Genomic DNA, 15565 nt, shown 5'->3' on the forward strand with positions numbered 1-15565 from the left:
GACCTGCGCGTTGATGTCGCCGACATGACACGAAAGCCGCTGTTCGGATCGGCGCCGCGGCTGGAAATCCTGAAAGGCATCAGCTTCACCATTCCGCGTGGCGCGGTCCTCGGCATAGTCGGCGGCTCCGGTTCCGGCAAGACGACGCTCGGGCGCACGCTGGTTCGGCTGGCCGAGCCGAGCGGCGGCCGCATGGTCTTCGACGGGCACGACATCGCTCATCTTTCCGATGCCGCGATGCGGCCGCTGAGGCCGCGCATCCAAATGATCTTCCAGGACCCGCTGTCGTCGCTCAATCCGCGCCTGACGGTCGGGCGCACGGTGGCAGCGCCATTGAATGCGAGGACGAACGACCCCCGGATTGGCGAAGCGCTCGAGCATGTCGGCCTGCCCGCCGAGTTCGCCCGGCGCTATCCGCACGAACTCTCCGGCGGCCAACGCCAGCGCGTCGGCATCGCCCGTGCCATCGCCATGCGGCCGGAATTTATCCTCGCCGACGAGATCGTCTCCGGCCTCGACGTATCCTCGCAGGCGCAGGTGCTGATGCTGCTGGAGAAACTGGTTGCGGAACTCGGGCTGACGCTCGCCTTCATCAGCCACGACCTGTCGGTGATCCGCCGGCTGTGCAGCCGCGTCATCGTGCTGCGCTCCGGCGAAATCGTCGAGGATGCGGCAACCGCCGACCTGTTCGAGCGGCCGCAGCATGCTTACACGCGCGAACTGCTCGACGCCATTCCGACACCCGACCCTGCGGTGCGCTGGTAGGATTGGCTGTACAATCCGGCAGGGAGGACGATCTTTTTCGTCCTTCCGTGGCTCGGCATGAAGCCATGCCTTCCTCCCAAGCAAGGAGCGAGGTACAAATCGGCACCATCGCATCGTGCCGAGGATCTCATGAAAATCCGCCTGTTCCGCAACGCCGCGCTCAAGATCGAAGTCGCCGGCAAGACGCTGCTGGTCGACCCCGATCTTGGCGACAGGCACAGCCGCCCCTCCTTCACCGGTCGATCGCCCAACCCGATGGTCGACCTGCCAGTCGGTATCGATGAAATCCTCGAGGGCGTCGACCTGGTGATCGTCTCGCACCTGCATGCCGACCACTTCGACACGGTGGCGCAGACGGTGATCGCAAAGGACCTGCCGCTGATCTGCCAGCCGGGCAATGAGGACAAGATCCGCGGCTTCGGCTTCGAAGACGTCACCACGCTTGCCTCCGAGCTTACCTGGAATGGCATCAGGCTGACCCGACGCGACGGCAGCCACGGATTGGGACCGGTGGTCGAGAAAATGGGACCAGTGATCGGATTTTCCCTGGAAGCGGCAGGCGAACCCTTGCTCTACTGGGCAGGCGATACCGTACTCTATCCGCCGGTTGCCGAGACGATCGCGGCGACAAGGCCTGACATCATCATCACCCATTCCTGCGGCGCACGCTGGGATGGCGAATTGATCGTCATGGACGACAAGCAGACCGTGGAGGTGGCCCGCTCGGCACCGCAGGCCAAGGTGATTGCCGTGCACATGGAAGCGCTCGACCATGCTACGGTCGACCGGGCTACCCTGCGCAGCACGGCGCAAGCTGCCGGCATAGGCGCCGAGCGCCTGCTCATCCCTGCGGATGGCGAAACGGTGCGCATCGACAAGGTCTAACGCCGCAGCATCCGTCCAAGCGCAAGGGACTCGCCAACCGCGTTTGAAGCGCCATATTGTTCGCACGCCGTCGGCGAAAACCATTCTCATGCAGGGGATGGTTACGCAGTCAGAGGGCAACAATTCCGGAGAACTGAAACGACATTCTACTGATCGTCAATCAAAGGAAATTCTTTCCTTCGACAAGAGGCGCTCGCTTCTGCGATCAGGACGCATGCTGGCAGCAATCCGGCAACCTCGTCAGAAAGCGTTGCGATGAGCACGAAAGCTGAAACAGAACCTGGTGGCGCGATGAAGCGGCTGCAGCCGCCCGTCGCCTCGGTACTCGACCTGATCGGCGAGACGCCGGTCGTGGAGCTGAAGAAGTTCGATACCGGCAAATGCCGGCTGTTCATCAAGCTGGAGAGCCAGAACCCCGGCGGGTCGATCAAGGATCGCATCGCCCGCTCGATGATCGACCAGGCCGAGCGGGACGGCCGCCTGCGACCCGGCGGCGTCATCGTCGAGGCGACCGCCGGCAACACCGGGCTTGGGCTGGCGCAGGTCGGCATCCCGCGCGGCTACCGCATCATCCTGATCGTGCCCGACAAGATGTCGCGCGAGAAGGTGCAGCACCTGCGGGCGCTCGGCGCCGAGGTGCGTCTGACCCGCTCCGATGTCGGCAAGGGCCATCCCGAGTATTATCAGGACATGGCCGAGAAGCTGGCCGCCGAAATCCCGGGAGCCTTCTACGCCAACCAGTTCTCCAACCCGGCCAATCCGCTGGCGCATGAAACCACGACAGGCCCGGAGATCTGGCAGCAGCTCGACGGCAACGTCGATGCGGTGGTGGTCGGCGTCGGCTCCGGCGGTACCCTGTCGGGCCTTGGCCGCTTCTTCGCCGGCGTCTCGCCCAAGACCGAAATGGTGCTGGCCGATCCGGTCGGCTCGGTGCTGGCACCGCTGGTCAAGACCGGCGAGATGATCGAGGCCGGCAGTTGGACCGTGGAAGGCATCGGCGAGGATTTCGTGCCGCCGAACTGCGACCTTTCACTGGTCAAGAAAGCCTATTCGGTCTCCGACCGGCACTCGATGCTGGCCGTGCGGGACCTGCTTTCGAAGGAAGGCATCCTGGCCGGCTCATCCTCCGGCACGCTTCTGTCGGCGGCGCTGCGCTATTGCCGCGAACAGAAAGTGCCAAAACGGGTCGTCACCTTCGTTTGCGACAGCGGCAACAAATATCTCTCCAAGGTGTTCGATGATTTCTGGCTGGCCGAACAGGGGCTTGCCGAACGCGAACAGCATGGCGATCTTTCCGACCTCGTCGCCCGCTCGCATCGCGAAGGCGGTACGGTGTTCGTGGGGCCGGATGACACGTTGCTCACCGCCTATGGTCGCATGCGGCGCGGCGACGTCTCGCAATTGCCTGTGCTGGAAGACGGCAGGCTGGTCGGCATCATCGACGAAGGCGACATCCTAGGCAACGTCGACGGTCCCTATGACGGCCGCTGGCAGCGTTTCGACCAGCCTGTGCGCACGGCCATGACCGCCGACCTCCACACGCTGCAGGCCAACCAGACGCTGGACGCGCTGCTGCCCGTCTTCGACCGCAACGAAGTCGCCATCGTCTTCGACGGTGACGAATTCGTCGGCCTCATCACCCGTATCGATCTCATCAACCACCTGAGGCGCAACCGATGACCATCCAGGGCAAGAACAGGCTCGCTTTCTCGACCCGCACCATCCATGGCGGGCAGAGCCATGACCCGACCACCGGCGCCGTCATGGTGCCGATCTACGCGACCTCGACCTATGCACAGCAGTCACCTGGCGTGCACAAGGGTTTCGAATACGCCCGCAGCCAGAACCCGACCCGCTTCGCCTTTGAGCGCGCGGTCGCGGATCTGGAAAGCGGTTCGGCCGCCTTTGCCTATGCATCGGGCCTGGCAGCGATTGCCAACATCCTCGAGACGCTCGATGCGGGTGCCCATATCGTCGCGACCGACGATATCTATGGCGGCACGTTCCGCCTGCTCGAACGCGTGCGTAAGCGCTCAGCCGGCCTGCAGGTGAGTTTTGCCGATTTCACCGATCTTGCCGCCGTCGAGGCTGCGATCCGGCCGGAAACCAAGCTGTTGTGGGTGGAGACGCCGACGAATCCGCTGCTGCGCCTTGTCGATCTCGCCGCCGTTTCCGCGCTGGCCCGTCGCAAGGGGCTGATCACGGTCGCCGACAACACGTTCTGCAGTCCCTACATCCAGCGGCCGCTGGAACTCGGCATCGACATCGTCGTGCATTCGGTGACGAAATATCTCAACGGCCATTCCGACATGGTCGGCGGCGTGGTGGTGGTGGGCGACAATGCCGAACTGCGTGACCAGTTCAAATTCCTGCAGAACGCGGTTGGCGCCATTTCCGGGCCGTTCGACTCGTTCCTGGCACTGCGTGGCCTGAAAACGCTGGCGCTGCGCATGGAACGCCACTCCGCGAACGGCCTTGCGATCGCGCGCTGGCTGGAGGCGCGATCAGATGTGCGCCGCGCCCTCTATCCCGGCCTGGAAAGCCATCCACAGCACAAGCTCGCCAAGACGCAGATGGATGCCTTCGGCGGCATGATCACGGTAGAGCTCGATCGCGACCTGGCCGGCACCAAGCGCTTCCTGGAGCACACGCGCCTGTTCGCGCTGGCCGAAAGCCTGGGCGGTGTCGAAAGCCTGATCGAACATCCGGCGCTGATGACGCACGCATCCATTCCGGCGGAAAAGCGCGCAGCCATCGGCATCTCGGATTCGCTGGTACGCCTCTCCGCCGGCATCGAGGATGCCGACGACCTGATCGCCGACCTGGCACAGGCACTGGCGGCTTAAGCGGAACGCCCTTCCATGGCACTCCCCTTCTCCCCGTGGGAGAAGGTGGCCGAGCCCTCAATATCCCAGTTCCCTGCGCAGCCAGATGACCCGGCTTTGCCAGGGAGCTGCTTCGCTGATGCCTTCATAGGCACGCAGGGCGGCGACGTTGTCTTCGGGCACGAGCCAGCGCAGGTGCACCCAGTTTCGTTCGCGGCCGATCTCCGTGAGGTGCGAGATCAGCGCCTTGGCGAGGCCGTGGCCACGGGCGCCGGGTGACACGTAGAGGTCGTCCAGTTGCCCTGCCCTTTCACCGGAAATGGCCTCGGACAGATCGAAGAACAGGGCAAAACCGACAAGCGCAACGCCGTTCCAAGCACCGACAAGGCCGACCGACGGATCATCGAAGAGACGCAGCACAGTGTCCGGCTTCGGCTCACGTACGGTCCCGCCCATGGCCGCGGCATAGTCGGCCATCAGTTCCGCGAGGGCTGACGTGTCATGCCGCTCCAGCGGCGTGATCTCGATGGCGTTGCCGGACCCTGATGGCATGACGATCTCCTGCGAGACATCATCGCTTCCGCCTCAATGGTGTGGCGCCCTCAGCCGTGTCTCCAGCCAGCGGCTATAGCGCGAGCCCCCGAAGCAGAACAGGAAATAGATGACGCCTGCGACCAGATAGGCCTCGTCATAGAAACCCAGCCATTTCGGATCAGTGGTCGAAGCCCTGGCGGCATTGAGCAGATCGAAGATGCCGATAACGGCGAGCAGCGAGGTGGCAAGCAGGAAGCCGATGGCCAGGTTGACCATGCCTGGAATGACCTGGCGCAGCGCTTGCGGCAGCACGATCAATTGCATGGTGCGCCAATAGCCGAGGCCGAGCGCCTTGGCCGCCTCTTCCTGGCCGGTTGGGATTGTCTGCAACCCTCCACGCACCACTTCGGCGACATAGGCCGACCAGAACAGGGTGACCATGAGGATGGCCCGCACCGTCTTGTCGACGAACTGGCCGCCGGGAATGGCCATCGGCAGGATCAGCATAGCGACGTAGAGGATCGCCACCATCGGCGTGCCGCGCATCAGTTCAATGAACAGCACCGCCAGCGTACGCAGGCCGCCCATCTTCGAACGTCGCGCCAGCGCCAAAAGAACCGCCAGCGGAATGGAAAGCCCGAAGCAGACCGACCAGACCAGCAGCGTCACCGGCAGTCCGCCCCACTGGTTGGACGGCACCGGCGATCCGGTCAGCGTGCCGGTGAGCAATGCCCAGCAGAGACCGATGACCAGCAGCCATGCGACCAGAAGTTCATGCCGCCAGAAGCGCGGTTGGGCAGTGACGACGAGCAGACCGAGCAGAAGCAGGAGTGCCGCGGTTGGCCGCCATTGCAGGTCCTGCGGGTAGAAGGCGAACAGGATGAAGCGCAGCTTGGCCGCCACGAAGGCCCAGCAGGCGCCGGATGCCGCCGCGCAGTCCTGCGCCGTGCCGCTCCAGGTGGCGTCGAGCACCAGCCATCGCGCGAGCGGCGGCAGCAGCCAGACGAGGAAGGCCAGCGTGAGTGCGGTCAACGCCGTGTTCAGCCTGGTGCCGAACAGGCCGCTCCACAGCGGTTTCCAATCGAAGGAGCGGCGCATCAGCGGCAGGGAAGCAATATCGACAAGGCTCATCGCGGCACGTCTCCGCGCAGGGCGACCCTGCGATTGTAGACATTCATCAGCGCCGACACCGAAAGGTTCAGGACAAGATAGATGCCGATCAGGATCGCCAGCGCCTCGAAGGACTGGCCGGTGGTGTTGGCCGTGGTGTTGATGATGGAAACGAGATCCGGATAGCCAATGGCGACCGCCAGGCTGGAATCCTTGGTCAGGTCGAGATAGCTTGAGGTGATCAGCGGCGTGATCACGCGCAGGGCCTGCGGCAGCACGACCAGCCGCATGATCTGACCCGGATGCAATCCAAGCGCCCGCGCCGCTTCCCATTGACCGCGCGAGACCGACTGGATGCCGGCGCGCACGATCTCGGCGATCGCCGCCGAGAACTTGACCGTGAGGCCAGCGAGCAGCGCTGCGAATTCCGGCGTGAGGCTATAACCGCCGCGAATGTTGAAACCACCGAGGACCGGCATGTCCAGAGCCAGCGTAGCGCCTGTGGCAGGGAACGCTGCTGTGGCGGCGGCCAAAAGGATGAGTGTTGCGACTATGCCATTGCCGAACCTCAGACGGCGGCGACGGTACGCGGTGTAGAGATAGAGGCCGTAGGACAAGGCTATGACCGCCAGAAGAAGCACGGTCCGGCTCGAAAAACCGTCGATGACGATGCCCGGCACGAAGACACCGCGGTTGGACAGGAACAGGGCATCGAAGGCGGACAGCGCCTGTCGGGGCGGTGGAAAGGATTTGGCCAGCGCTATCCAGAAGAACAGCTGCAACAGCAACGGCGTGTTGCGGATCAGTTCCACATACCAGCGCACGAGTGTCGCCAGGAGCAGATTGCCGGACAGGCCGGCAACACCAAGAGCCACGCCCAGTATGGTCGCGAGTACACAGCCGAGCACGGCCACTTTCACAGTGTTGATGAGCCCGGCGAGGATTGCCCAGACATAAAGATCGCCAGCTTTGAAAGCGATGACGCTCTCGCCGATCTCGAAATTGGCCGACCGTTCGAGAAAGCCGAAACCGGGCGTCACGCCAATGCGCCGCATGGTGTCGGCAACATTGGCGCCCAGCAGCCAGAACAGGGCGACGACCGCGACGAAGACAGCCAGCTGGATGACGGGCCGGGGCCCCCACCAGCCGACCAGCCGGCTCAGCACGCCGGGCCGATCACGGCCCGGCACGATTTCGGTCGTCGTCATGGTTCAACGGCTCAACGGAAGGGCGGCGAATAAAGCAAACCGCCGTTCGACCACAGATTGTTGTAACCGCGCTCCCAGCCGAGCGGCTTCAGGTTGCGGTCGAAGATCTCGCCGTAGTTGCCCACCGTCTTGATGATGTTGTAGGCCCATTTCGGGTCGAGATTGGTCGCTTGCGCCAGCGAAGGATCGACGCCGAGGAAACGCTGGATCGCCGGATCTTCCGATTTCAGGAATTCATCGACATTCTTCGAGGTGATGCCCCATTCCTCGGCCTGGATGGTGACGTTGACGGTCCAGTTGACCAGTTCCTGCCAGCGATCGTCGCCGCCGGCGATGGCGGGAGCCAGCGGTTCCTTGGACAGACGCTCGGCAGGATGACGTAGTCATCCGGCTTCTTGAGCTGGGTGCGCTTGCCGACGAGATCGGAACTGTCCTGCGTGATGGCATCGACGCGGCCGGTTTCCAGCGCGTTGATGAACTCACCGGTTTCCTCGATCGTCACCGGCGTGAATTTCTTTCCGGTCTTGCGGAAGAAGTCGGCGATGTTCAGCTCGCCGGTGGTGCCACTCTGCACGCCGATGGTGGCACCATCGAGCTCGGCCGCCTTGGTCACGCCGAGGTCCTTGCGGACCAGGATGCCCTGCCCGTCATAGAATACGGTCGGACCGAAGTGGAAACCGAGCTGCAGGGCACGGGCGATGGTCACCGTCACGCCCGACAGCAGGATGTCGAACTCACCGGCCTGAAGCGCCGGCAGGCGCTGCTGCGGCGAGGAGTTGGTGAATTCGACCTTGTCCGGCGTGCCGAACACGGTGATGGAGAGTGCCTTGCCGTAGTCGACGAAGAAGCCCTTCCACTGGCCGTCGTCTCCCGGCGCGAAAAAGCCCGGCGTGGTGCCGACACCGACCTTGATTGCGCCGCGCTGCTTGATCTTGTCCAGCGTCGGACCGGCATCGGCCACGCTTGAAAACGCGGTCGCGGCCACGACCAGCGACGCCGCCACCGCACGGCGCCACAGGCCGCCGGGTTGCGATAAAAATGTCATCTCGATAACTCCTGATCTGTAACAGGCCGACCCGAAACGATCGCGCTCAGCCCCCTTTCGCCGACCCTGACAAACGGTAACTCCATAAAATTTGTAGACTAAGGAACGGCAATCCAAAATTGCGCCGCTCCGGGAAGCGCTTTGCCGAAAAAAGGCAGCTTTGGAGGTGGAAGCAGACGCTCGCCTGTCGCTTCAAAAAAACGGCCGGGTCTGAACCCGGCCGAGCAGAGAGGAGACGAAGAAAGCTTCAAGCCGCGACGGAGGCGAAGCCGCTTTCGATGAGGTCGGCATAGTGTCGCCTGGCAACATCCGGATGCGAACGCAGCCGGCTTTTCAGCACATTGGTGCCGACATTGCGGAACAACGGGTTCTCGGGATCGCTCGCCGGGCCACGTGCCTCCTCGGCCAGGTTGGGCGGCAGGTCAAGCAGCGGGATGGAAGCGTCCAGCCGCGCGCTGAAGAAGAACGGGACCGAGAGGCGTTCAACGCCGGCAGGCGGCGTGACGACGCGATGCACCGTGGCACGCAGATAACCGTTGGAAGCCAGTTCGAGCAATTCGCCGATGTTGACGACCAGCGTGCCCGGGATCGGATCGACCGGCACCCAGCGTTCGTCATATTCGACCTGCAGGCCTTCATTGTGATCCTGCAACAGCAAGGTCAGGAAGCCGCCATCCTTGTGCGCGCCGACGCCCTGCTCGCTGCCGGTATGGTCACGGCCGGGATAGCGCACGATCTTCATGCGGTGGTTGGGCTCGCCGGCATAGATGGCATCGAAAGCGTCTTCCGGTTGTTCCAACGACAACGCGAAAGCCTTCAGCAGACGGATCGCCACTTCGGTCACCTGCGCCTGCCAGGAGAGCAGAACCGGCTTCAGATCCGGATAGAGCCTGGGCCACTGGTTCGGCCCCTGCAGCCGTGTCCAGGCGGCGACACCCGACTTCTGCACGATCGGCTCGCGCTCGACGCCGATATCGAGCTGTTCGCGCCAGTCAGCCTTGCCGCGAGTCAGTTCGCCGCCGGTGCGGGTATAGCCACGGAACTGTGGCGAGTTGACCATGGCGATCTTGAGCTTCTCGTCCTCCGGCAATTCGAAGAAACGCCTGGCCGAAGCGAGCACGCCTTCAATCTCGCTGACCGCGATGCCGTGGCCGGCCAGATAGAAGAACCCGACATCGCGGGCCGCGGATCTCAAGTCCGCCAGGAAGGTGCGCCGCTCGGACGCGCCCTGTTCCAGGCGGCTGAGATCGAGCACGGGTACAATTCTGGTCATCTTCAGGATTCCTCCGGTCTGTCCGTGTTGCCCCACCCCCAAAATCTCGTTCGGCCGTATCAGCTCCTGTTGTCCTCGTCTGGCACTCAGGCGGCCGGTGCGACCTCGGCACGCGCCTGCGCGGCGACAAGATCCGCGTGGTGCCGTGCGGCGACGTCCGGATGCGAGCGCAGCCGGCTCTTCAGCGTGTTCTGACCCGAATTGCGGAACAGCGGGTTCTGCGGATCACGCGTGATGCCGCCCGCTTGGGCCTTGAGATGCGAAGGCAGGTCGAGCAGCGGCACCTCGGCGTCGAACGGGGCGCCGAGGAAGAAGGCGACCGACAGACGATCGGTACCGGACGGTGGCGTCACGACGCGATGCACGGTCGCCTTCAGATAGCCATCAGTGACCAATTCCAGCAGTTCGCCGATGTTGACGACAAAAGCACCCTGGCGAGGCTCTGCCTCGATCCAGCGGCCATCCTCGATCTCGACTTCCAGCCCCTTCTGCTTTTCCTGGAGCAGCAAAGTGAGGAAGCCGCTGTCCTTGTGTGCGCCGACGCCCTGCTCGCTCTCGGTGGCGTCGCGGCCGGGATAGCGAATGATCTTGATGAGATGGTTGGGCTGGCCGCCATAGATGGTCTCGAACACATCGCGATCCTGCTCCAGCGCCACAGCGAAGGCCTTGAGCAGACGCGTTGCCAGCCTTGTCAGTTCGGACTGCCATTCGAGCAGGATCGGTTTCAATTCCGGCAGCGCATCGGGCCACTGGTTCGGCCCCTGCAGCCGGGTCCAGGCTGGCTGATCCTTGCCGAATGGAACGGCCGCTGCTTCGGAACCGATATCGATCTGCTCTCGCCAGTCGCGCTGCCCCTTGGTGAGTTCCTGGCCAATGCGGTTGTAGCCGCGGAAATGCGGCGAGTTGACCATTTCGATCTCGAGCTTGTCGGCTTCGGGCAGCGCAAAGAAGCGGCGCGAGGATGCCAGCACATCATCGATCAGGCTTTGCGGAATGCCATGGCCGGAGAGGTAGAAGAAGCCGACATCGCGCGAAGCGCGCTTCAACTGGCTGAGGAACGCGGTTGGATCGGTTTCAAACAGGGAGAAATCCAGAACCGGAATGGATTGGATGGCGTTCGTCTTGCTCACGTTCAGGCCCTCTTGGCAGGTCCCTAAGCGTGGCAACGGCACGGGCAAAATCAAAGAAACGTCCGACCCTTTGACACCGAAAGACGAAAAATCCCACGCGCCAAGGTGTTCAATTGGCGCGATTTTTTGCTAAACCCACAAAATCCGCAAGCGAACCCGGCCGCGGTTGGGTGGCGGCCCCGAAGCAGCAAGCCCTGCTAGCTCCGGTCGGCACGCTCCTCGTCGATGAGGATACGCTCGGCGCTACCATCGAGATCCTCATACTGTCCGCTACGCAGCGCCCACAGGAATGCGATGAGCCCAGCCCCGCCAAGGAACAGCGCCACCGGGATGAGGACGACGAGATTGCTCATTGTGCCGGCCTCCCGATCAACCTGGCCTGGGCAATGCGCGGCTCCTTCTCGGCAACCGAACGGCCTCCGGCCAGCCGCATGGCATTGGCGATGACGATGATCGACGACAGCGACATGGCAATCGCTGCGATCAGCGGCGTGACATAGCCGAAGATGGCGATGGGCACCGCGACAAAATTGTAGGCGATGGCAAAGGCAAGGTTCTGCCGGATCAGTCGGCCTGCCTTGCGGGAGATGTCCAGCGCGAAGGGGATCACGGTGAGGCTCTCGCGCAGGAAGACGAAGTCGGCGGCATTGCGGCCAATGTCGGCTGCGGTCGCCGGCGCCATCGAGACATATGCGGCGGCCAGGGCGGGCGCATCATTCAAGCCATCGCCGACCATCAGGACCTTGCGGCCATTGGCGGCAAATGCTGCGATGCGTGCCACCTTTTCGTCCGGCAGCATTCCGGAACGATAGGTATCGATGCCGGCCCGTCCGGCGACTATTCTTGCATTGGCATCGTGGTCACCGGTGAGCATCTCAACGGTAAGGCCTTGCGCTGCAAGCTTCGCCACGGTTTCGGCCGCGCCGGCGCGCAACCTGTCCTCGCAGACAAAATCGGCGCGCAGGACACCGTCGCATGTCAGAACGGTGCCGGTCGCATCGCCACTATCCCCGAGCGCCCATTGCGCCCGGCCAAGGCGCCAGACGGCACCGTTCATCGACGCTTCGAGTCCGAAGCCGGGCACTTCGCCAACCGTATCTGGAAGGTCGCGCTGGAGCGATGTGCCTTGATTGGCTTCCGTGATGGCGCGGGCAACAGGATGCCTGGAATGCGCGGCCAGTTGCGCGGCGACAACCATGTCGCTGGAGGCGATCTGGTCGCTGTTCACCAGTCTGAGTGCGCCGAGCGTCAAGGTGCCGGTCTTGTCGAAAACGATCGTGTCGATGCCGGCGAGCCGTTCCATGGCCGCCCCGTCCTTGACCATCACGCCCTGCTCGAACAGGCGGCGTGCGGCCACCACCTGCACGATCGGCACGGCCAGGCCGAGGGCGCAGGGGCAGGTGATGATCAGTACGGCAATGGCGATTGTGATCGCCCGATGCCAGTCGCCCGAAACGAACAGCCAGCCAAAGAAGGTGAACAGCGCCGTGAGGTGCACCACGGGCGCATAGAGCGCTGACGCTCTGTCAGCAATGCGGCGGTAGAGCGCGCGGCCACCCTCGGCGGCTTCCATCAGGCGCACCATCTCGGCCAGGAAGGAATCCTTCGCGGCCGCGGTGGCCTCCAGCGTCAGTGCACCGGTGAGGTTCAGTGTACCGGCTTGTAGCATTGCGCCTTTTTCGACCGCTTCCGGCTGGCTTTCGCCGCTAACCAGAGACCGGTCGACTTCTGAGACCCCGTTCATGACCAGCGCATCGACCGGCACGCGCTCACCGGCTGCAATGAGGATTGCGTCGCCCTCGGCAATCTCCTCGACCGGCACATAGCTCAACGTACCGTCGGCAGCGATGACGGTGGCGCCGCGTGCGGCCAACCGCCTCAGGCCGCTGACAGCGGTGCGTGCCTTCTCGCGCATGACATGGTCGAGCGTGCGGCCGATCAGCAGGAAGAACAGCAGCGAGACCGACGCGTCGAAATAGGCGTGCGGGCCATGGTTGATCGTCTCGTAGAGGCTGAGGCCATAGGCCAGTGTGATGCCGACGGCGATCGGCACGTCCATGTTCATGCGGCCATGGCTCAGCGCGTTCCAGGCCGAGCGGAAGTAGATGCGCCCGGCAAAGACGAGTGCGGGGATGGCGATCAGCGCCGACACCCAGTGGAACAGGTCGCGCGTGGCGTCCGTCGCACCGGACCAGACCGAGACAGACAACAGCATGATGTTGGTTGCGGCGAAACCGGCTATGGCGACGGCGCGGATCAGTTCGGCCAGCACCGGGTCCTTGCCGCTGTCGTTTTCGCGATCGAACAGGTGCGCCTCGTAACCAAGCCCGGACAACGTCGCGACCAGTGGCGGAAGTTCCCCTTCGTGCAACCGCACCGCGACGCGCTTGGTCGAGAGATTCACGCGCGCGCCAGCCACGCCCGGCAATTTCTGCAGGGCAGTCTCGATGGTGCGGATACAGGCGGCACAACGCACGCCCGGGAGGGCGAAGTCGACCTGCGCCAGGCCGCCGCCGAGCGAACGGCAGGCCAGCCTGATCTCATCGGCGGATGGAGCGCCAGAGCGGTCCAGTTCGAGCGCAGCTTCGACACCCGAGGCGCAGCAGCTCATTGGATCGCTCCGTCGCGGACGAAGACGCGTTGTACCTGGCGGTAAGGCAAGGCACGTCCGACCTCGGCGTCCACCTCCACGATCCAGGCACCATCGCGCACGGATTGCCGCGCGCCAAAGGCTCCGCCCGGTTCTGGTGTGAGTTCGATCGTGCGGTCCTCGGCGTCGGAGGCAGGATGGCGGAATGCCACCTTCACGCTGGTAGGCAGAACCGGTTTGCCAGCAGCGTCAAGCAACGCGTAGCGGATCACCCCATCAGCAACCGTCAGCCTGCCTTGCCAATGCAGTGCCGCCTGCGCGCGTCCCGCCTCCGCCTTCCTGTTGAACTGCTGGCTGGCGACATAGCTGTTCTGCACCACAAGACCCGTCCAGCTCGACCGCGCCAGGGTGGCCATCGTCATGTTGACGGCGATGATGATTCCGAAAAACGTGAGGGTGATGATCAGCATGTGACGGCCGGTGAATTCACCGTTGGAGCGACGGCGTGTGTTCATCTCGATGCCTCCGGGGCAATGAAATTGGCATCATAGCTGACAGTCTCGGCGCCCCCAGCGTCCTTGGCGACGAAGCGGAAGGCCGTGCTGCCCGGTCGCACCAGATCGCGCGGCTGCCGCACATAGATCTTGACCGATTTCAGCCGATCCGGCTCGACCTCGACGGCGAGTGTTTCGCCTTCCATCTGCTCTGTGCCGACTGCGTTCATGGCACCCCCTTGCAATCCCTCCAGCGTGATCCGGATGGTGCGCGGTTCGGGGATCATGTTGAGCAGCTTGACGGTGTAGCCATTGCGGATGGCGCCGTCCGAAAGCACCACGAATTGCGGGTTGCGATCATGCAGGACGTTGAGCTGCAACCGTTCGCGCGTCAGCAAGGCATAGAGCATGGCAAGACCGATCAGCGCCCACACGGCGGTGTAGATAAAAGTACGCAGCCTGAAGATCTTGCCGAGGTGGAACTGGGCGACCGTGTCGGAGAGGCGCCCTCCCGGCTGCCTGACCAGGGCCGGTTCGATGGCGTGCACGCCATTACCTGTCGCGAGCGCCATATTGGCGTTGTAATCGTTCAGCGTCGCATAGGCGATCAGGCCACGTTCCTTGCCTATCTTGTCCATGACGCCGTCGCAGGCGTCGATGCAAAGCGCGCAGGTGATGCATTCGAGCTGCTGGCCGTCGCGGATATCGATGCCCATCGGACAGACGGCGACACAGGCGTTGCAATCGACGCAATCGCCGATGGTTTCGCCGGCAGCCAGCGCCCTCTTGGCGTGGCGCGAGCGCGGCTCGCCACGCCAGTCATTGTAGGTGACGGTGAGCGAATTCTCGTCGAGCATCGCCGCCTGGATGCGCGGCCACGGGCACATGTAGGTGCAGACCTGCTCGCGCATCAGCCCGCCGAAAATGTAGGTCGTGGCGGTCAGCACAGCGATGGTGATGTAGGCAATGGCCGCTGCCTGCCCGGTCAGCACCTCGCCAAGCAGCGTCGGCGCATCGGCAAAATAGAAGATCCAGGCGCCGCCGGTCGCAACAGCGATGAGCAGCCAGATCGTGTGCTTGGCGCCGCGCTTCGCGATCTTGCCAGCCGACCACGGAGCACCGTCCAGCTTGATGCGGGCATTGCGGTCGCCCTCTACGGCGCGCTCGACCACCAGGAAGAGGTCGACCCAGACGGTCTGCGGACAGGCATAGCCGCACCAGGCGCGCCCGACCGTCGAGGTGATCAGGAATAGGCCGATGCCGGCCATCACCAGCAGGCCCGCGACGAAGAAGAACTCCTGCGGCCAGATCTCGATGAAGAAGAAATAGAAGCGGCGGTTGGCGAGATCGACCAGCACCGCCTGGTCGGGCGCATAAGGGCCGCGATCCCAGCGCAGCCACGGCGTCAGGTAGTAGATGCCCAGCGTAATCGCCATGACGATCCACTTGAAGCGGCGGAACTGGCCTGCGGCACGCTTGGGAAAGATCTTCTTGCGCGCAGCATAAAGAGGCTGACGGACCTTGGCGGAATTGACCGCCTCCGCTTCCAGCCGTTCGACCTCTTCGACATCAAGCATTATGCATTTCCCACACTTCTCTCCTTGCATGCGCCTGTCAGCGCGGCATCGCCTTGACCGAGATCAAGCGTTCAATGTGCAGTCGGGACCCGCCTCTCGGCGGGTCCCGTCGCTGAGCCCCAGGGGAAC

The 15565-nt window shown here is 63.6% G+C and carries 13 protein-coding genes and 1 pseudogene; 4 read left to right on the forward strand and 10 right to left on the reverse strand.

Going from position 1 to position 15565, the window contains the following annotated elements; translation table 11 throughout:
* Positions 1-24: 24 nt before the first annotated feature.
* The 4 genes from ACFJIU_RS18415 (at position 25) to ACFJIU_RS18430 (ending at position 4496) form a co-directional block, all read left to right on the forward strand.
* Positions 25-765 (forward strand): ATP-binding cassette domain-containing protein, encoded by a 741-nt coding sequence (locus ACFJIU_RS18415; RefSeq protein WP_379073153.1) that lies wholly within the window; start codon positions 25-27, stop codon positions 763-765.
* A 129-nt stretch (positions 766-894) separates the two neighbouring features.
* A complete protein-coding gene (locus tag ACFJIU_RS18420; protein ID WP_379062286.1) occupies positions 895-1650 on the forward strand; it encodes an MBL fold metallo-hydrolase in 756 nt (251 codons plus the stop codon).
* A gap of 291 nt (positions 1651-1941) precedes the next feature.
* Positions 1942-3330, forward strand: a complete 1389-nt coding sequence (locus ACFJIU_RS18425) for a pyridoxal-phosphate dependent enzyme (protein ID WP_379073154.1) — start codon at positions 1942-1944, stop codon at positions 3328-3330.
* The gene (locus tag ACFJIU_RS18430) at positions 3327-4496 is read left to right on the forward strand and encodes a trans-sulfuration enzyme family protein (RefSeq protein ID WP_379062288.1); all 1170 of its coding nucleotides are present in this window, start codon (positions 3327-3329) and stop codon (positions 4494-4496) included. Before ACFJIU_RS18425 ends, ACFJIU_RS18430 begins: the two co-directional genes overlap by 4 nt.
* Before the next feature lie 57 nt (positions 4497-4553).
* Here ACFJIU_RS18430 and ACFJIU_RS18435 read toward each other — a convergent pair whose 3' ends face one another.
* From ACFJIU_RS18435 to ccoG, 10 genes and pseudogenes are all read right to left on the reverse strand, one after another.
* Complete coding sequence (locus tag ACFJIU_RS18435; protein ID WP_379062290.1) at positions 4554-5027, reverse strand: GNAT family N-acetyltransferase; 474 nt, start codon at positions 5025-5027, stop codon at positions 4554-4556.
* Positions 5028-5060: 33 nt separating this feature from the next.
* Positions 5061-6140 (reverse strand): amino acid ABC transporter permease, encoded by a 1080-nt coding sequence (locus tag ACFJIU_RS18440; protein ID WP_379062292.1) that lies wholly within the window; start codon positions 6138-6140, stop codon positions 5061-5063.
* Positions 6137-7327: an amino acid ABC transporter permease gene (locus ACFJIU_RS18445; protein WP_379062294.1), complete on the reverse strand. Its 1191-nt coding sequence runs from the start codon at positions 7325-7327 to the stop codon at positions 6137-6139. The genes ACFJIU_RS18440 and ACFJIU_RS18445 overlap by 4 nt, the downstream gene beginning before the upstream one ends.
* 11 nt (positions 7328-7338) lie before the next feature.
* A pseudogene (locus ACFJIU_RS18450) lies at positions 7339-8372 on the reverse strand (amino acid ABC transporter substrate-binding protein).
* A 247-nt stretch (positions 8373-8619) separates the two neighbouring features.
* Positions 8620-9645, reverse strand: a complete 1026-nt coding sequence (locus ACFJIU_RS18455) for an isopenicillin N synthase family dioxygenase (RefSeq protein WP_379062296.1) — start codon at positions 9643-9645, stop codon at positions 8620-8622.
* Between the two features lie 86 nt (positions 9646-9731).
* Positions 9732-10775 carry an isopenicillin N synthase family dioxygenase gene (locus ACFJIU_RS18460; protein ID WP_379062298.1) on the reverse strand — a complete coding sequence of 348 codons (1044 nt, stop codon included), beginning with the start codon at positions 10773-10775 and terminating at the stop codon, positions 9732-9734.
* A gap of 197 nt (positions 10776-10972) precedes the next feature.
* Entirely contained in the window at positions 10973-11128 is a 156-nt protein-coding gene (gene ccoS, locus ACFJIU_RS18465; RefSeq protein ID WP_379062300.1) for a cbb3-type cytochrome oxidase assembly protein CcoS, read from the reverse strand.
* Positions 11125-13386, reverse strand: a complete 2262-nt coding sequence (locus ACFJIU_RS18470; protein ID WP_379062302.1) for a heavy metal translocating P-type ATPase — start codon at positions 13384-13386, stop codon at positions 11125-11127. The genes ccoS and ACFJIU_RS18470 overlap by 4 nt, the downstream gene beginning before the upstream one ends.
* The gene (locus tag ACFJIU_RS18475; RefSeq protein ID WP_379062304.1) at positions 13383-13880 is read right to left on the reverse strand and encodes a FixH family protein; all 498 of its coding nucleotides are present in this window, start codon (positions 13878-13880) and stop codon (positions 13383-13385) included. The genes ACFJIU_RS18470 and ACFJIU_RS18475 overlap by 4 nt, the downstream gene beginning before the upstream one ends.
* Entirely contained in the window at positions 13877-15436 is a 1560-nt protein-coding gene (gene ccoG / locus ACFJIU_RS18480; protein WP_379062306.1) for a cytochrome c oxidase accessory protein CcoG, read from the reverse strand. The genes ACFJIU_RS18475 and ccoG overlap by 4 nt, the downstream gene beginning before the upstream one ends.
* Positions 15437-15565: the final 129 nt, after the last annotated feature.

This window comes from Mesorhizobium sp. UC74_2 (assembly GCF_042701485.1).
In the GTDB taxonomy this organism is placed as follows: domain Bacteria; phylum Pseudomonadota; class Alphaproteobacteria; order Rhizobiales; family Rhizobiaceae; genus Mesorhizobium.

Coding starts and splice junctions, on each gene's coding strand:
- ACFJIU_RS18415 (WP_379073153.1), top strand. CDS start 25: ATGACACGAAAGCCGCTGTTCGGATCGGCGCCGCGGCTGGAAATCCTG.
- ACFJIU_RS18420 (WP_379062286.1), top strand. CDS start 895: ATGAAAATCCGCCTGTTCCGCAACGCCGCGCTCAAGATCGAAGTCGCC.
- ACFJIU_RS18425 (WP_379073154.1), top strand. CDS start 1,942: ATGAAGCGGCTGCAGCCGCCCGTCGCCTCGGTACTCGACCTGATCGGC.
- ACFJIU_RS18430 (WP_379062288.1), top strand. CDS start 3,327: ATGACCATCCAGGGCAAGAACAGGCTCGCTTTCTCGACCCGCACCATC.
- ACFJIU_RS18435 (WP_379062290.1), bottom strand. CDS start 5,027: ATGCCATCAGGGTCCGGCAACGCCATCGAGATCACGCCGCTGGAGCGG.
- ACFJIU_RS18440 (WP_379062292.1), bottom strand. CDS start 6,140: ATGAGCCTTGTCGATATTGCTTCCCTGCCGCTGATGCGCCGCTCCTTC.
- ACFJIU_RS18445 (WP_379062294.1), bottom strand. CDS start 7,327: ATGACGACGACCGAAATCGTGCCGGGCCGTGATCGGCCCGGCGTGCTG.
- ACFJIU_RS18455 (WP_379062296.1), bottom strand. CDS start 9,645: ATGACCAGAATTGTACCCGTGCTCGATCTCAGCCGCCTGGAACAGGGC.
- ccoS (WP_379062300.1), bottom strand. CDS start 11,128: ATGAGCAATCTCGTCGTCCTCATCCCGGTGGCGCTGTTCCTTGGCGGG.
- ACFJIU_RS18470 (WP_379062302.1), bottom strand. CDS start 13,386: ATGAGCTGCTGCGCCTCGGGTGTCGAAGCTGCGCTCGAACTGGACCGC.
- ACFJIU_RS18475 (WP_379062304.1), bottom strand. CDS start 13,880: ATGAACACACGCCGTCGCTCCAACGGTGAATTCACCGGCCGTCACATG.
- ccoG (WP_379062306.1), bottom strand. CDS start 15,436: ATGCTTGATGTCGAAGAGGTCGAACGGCTGGAAGCGGAGGCGGTCAAT.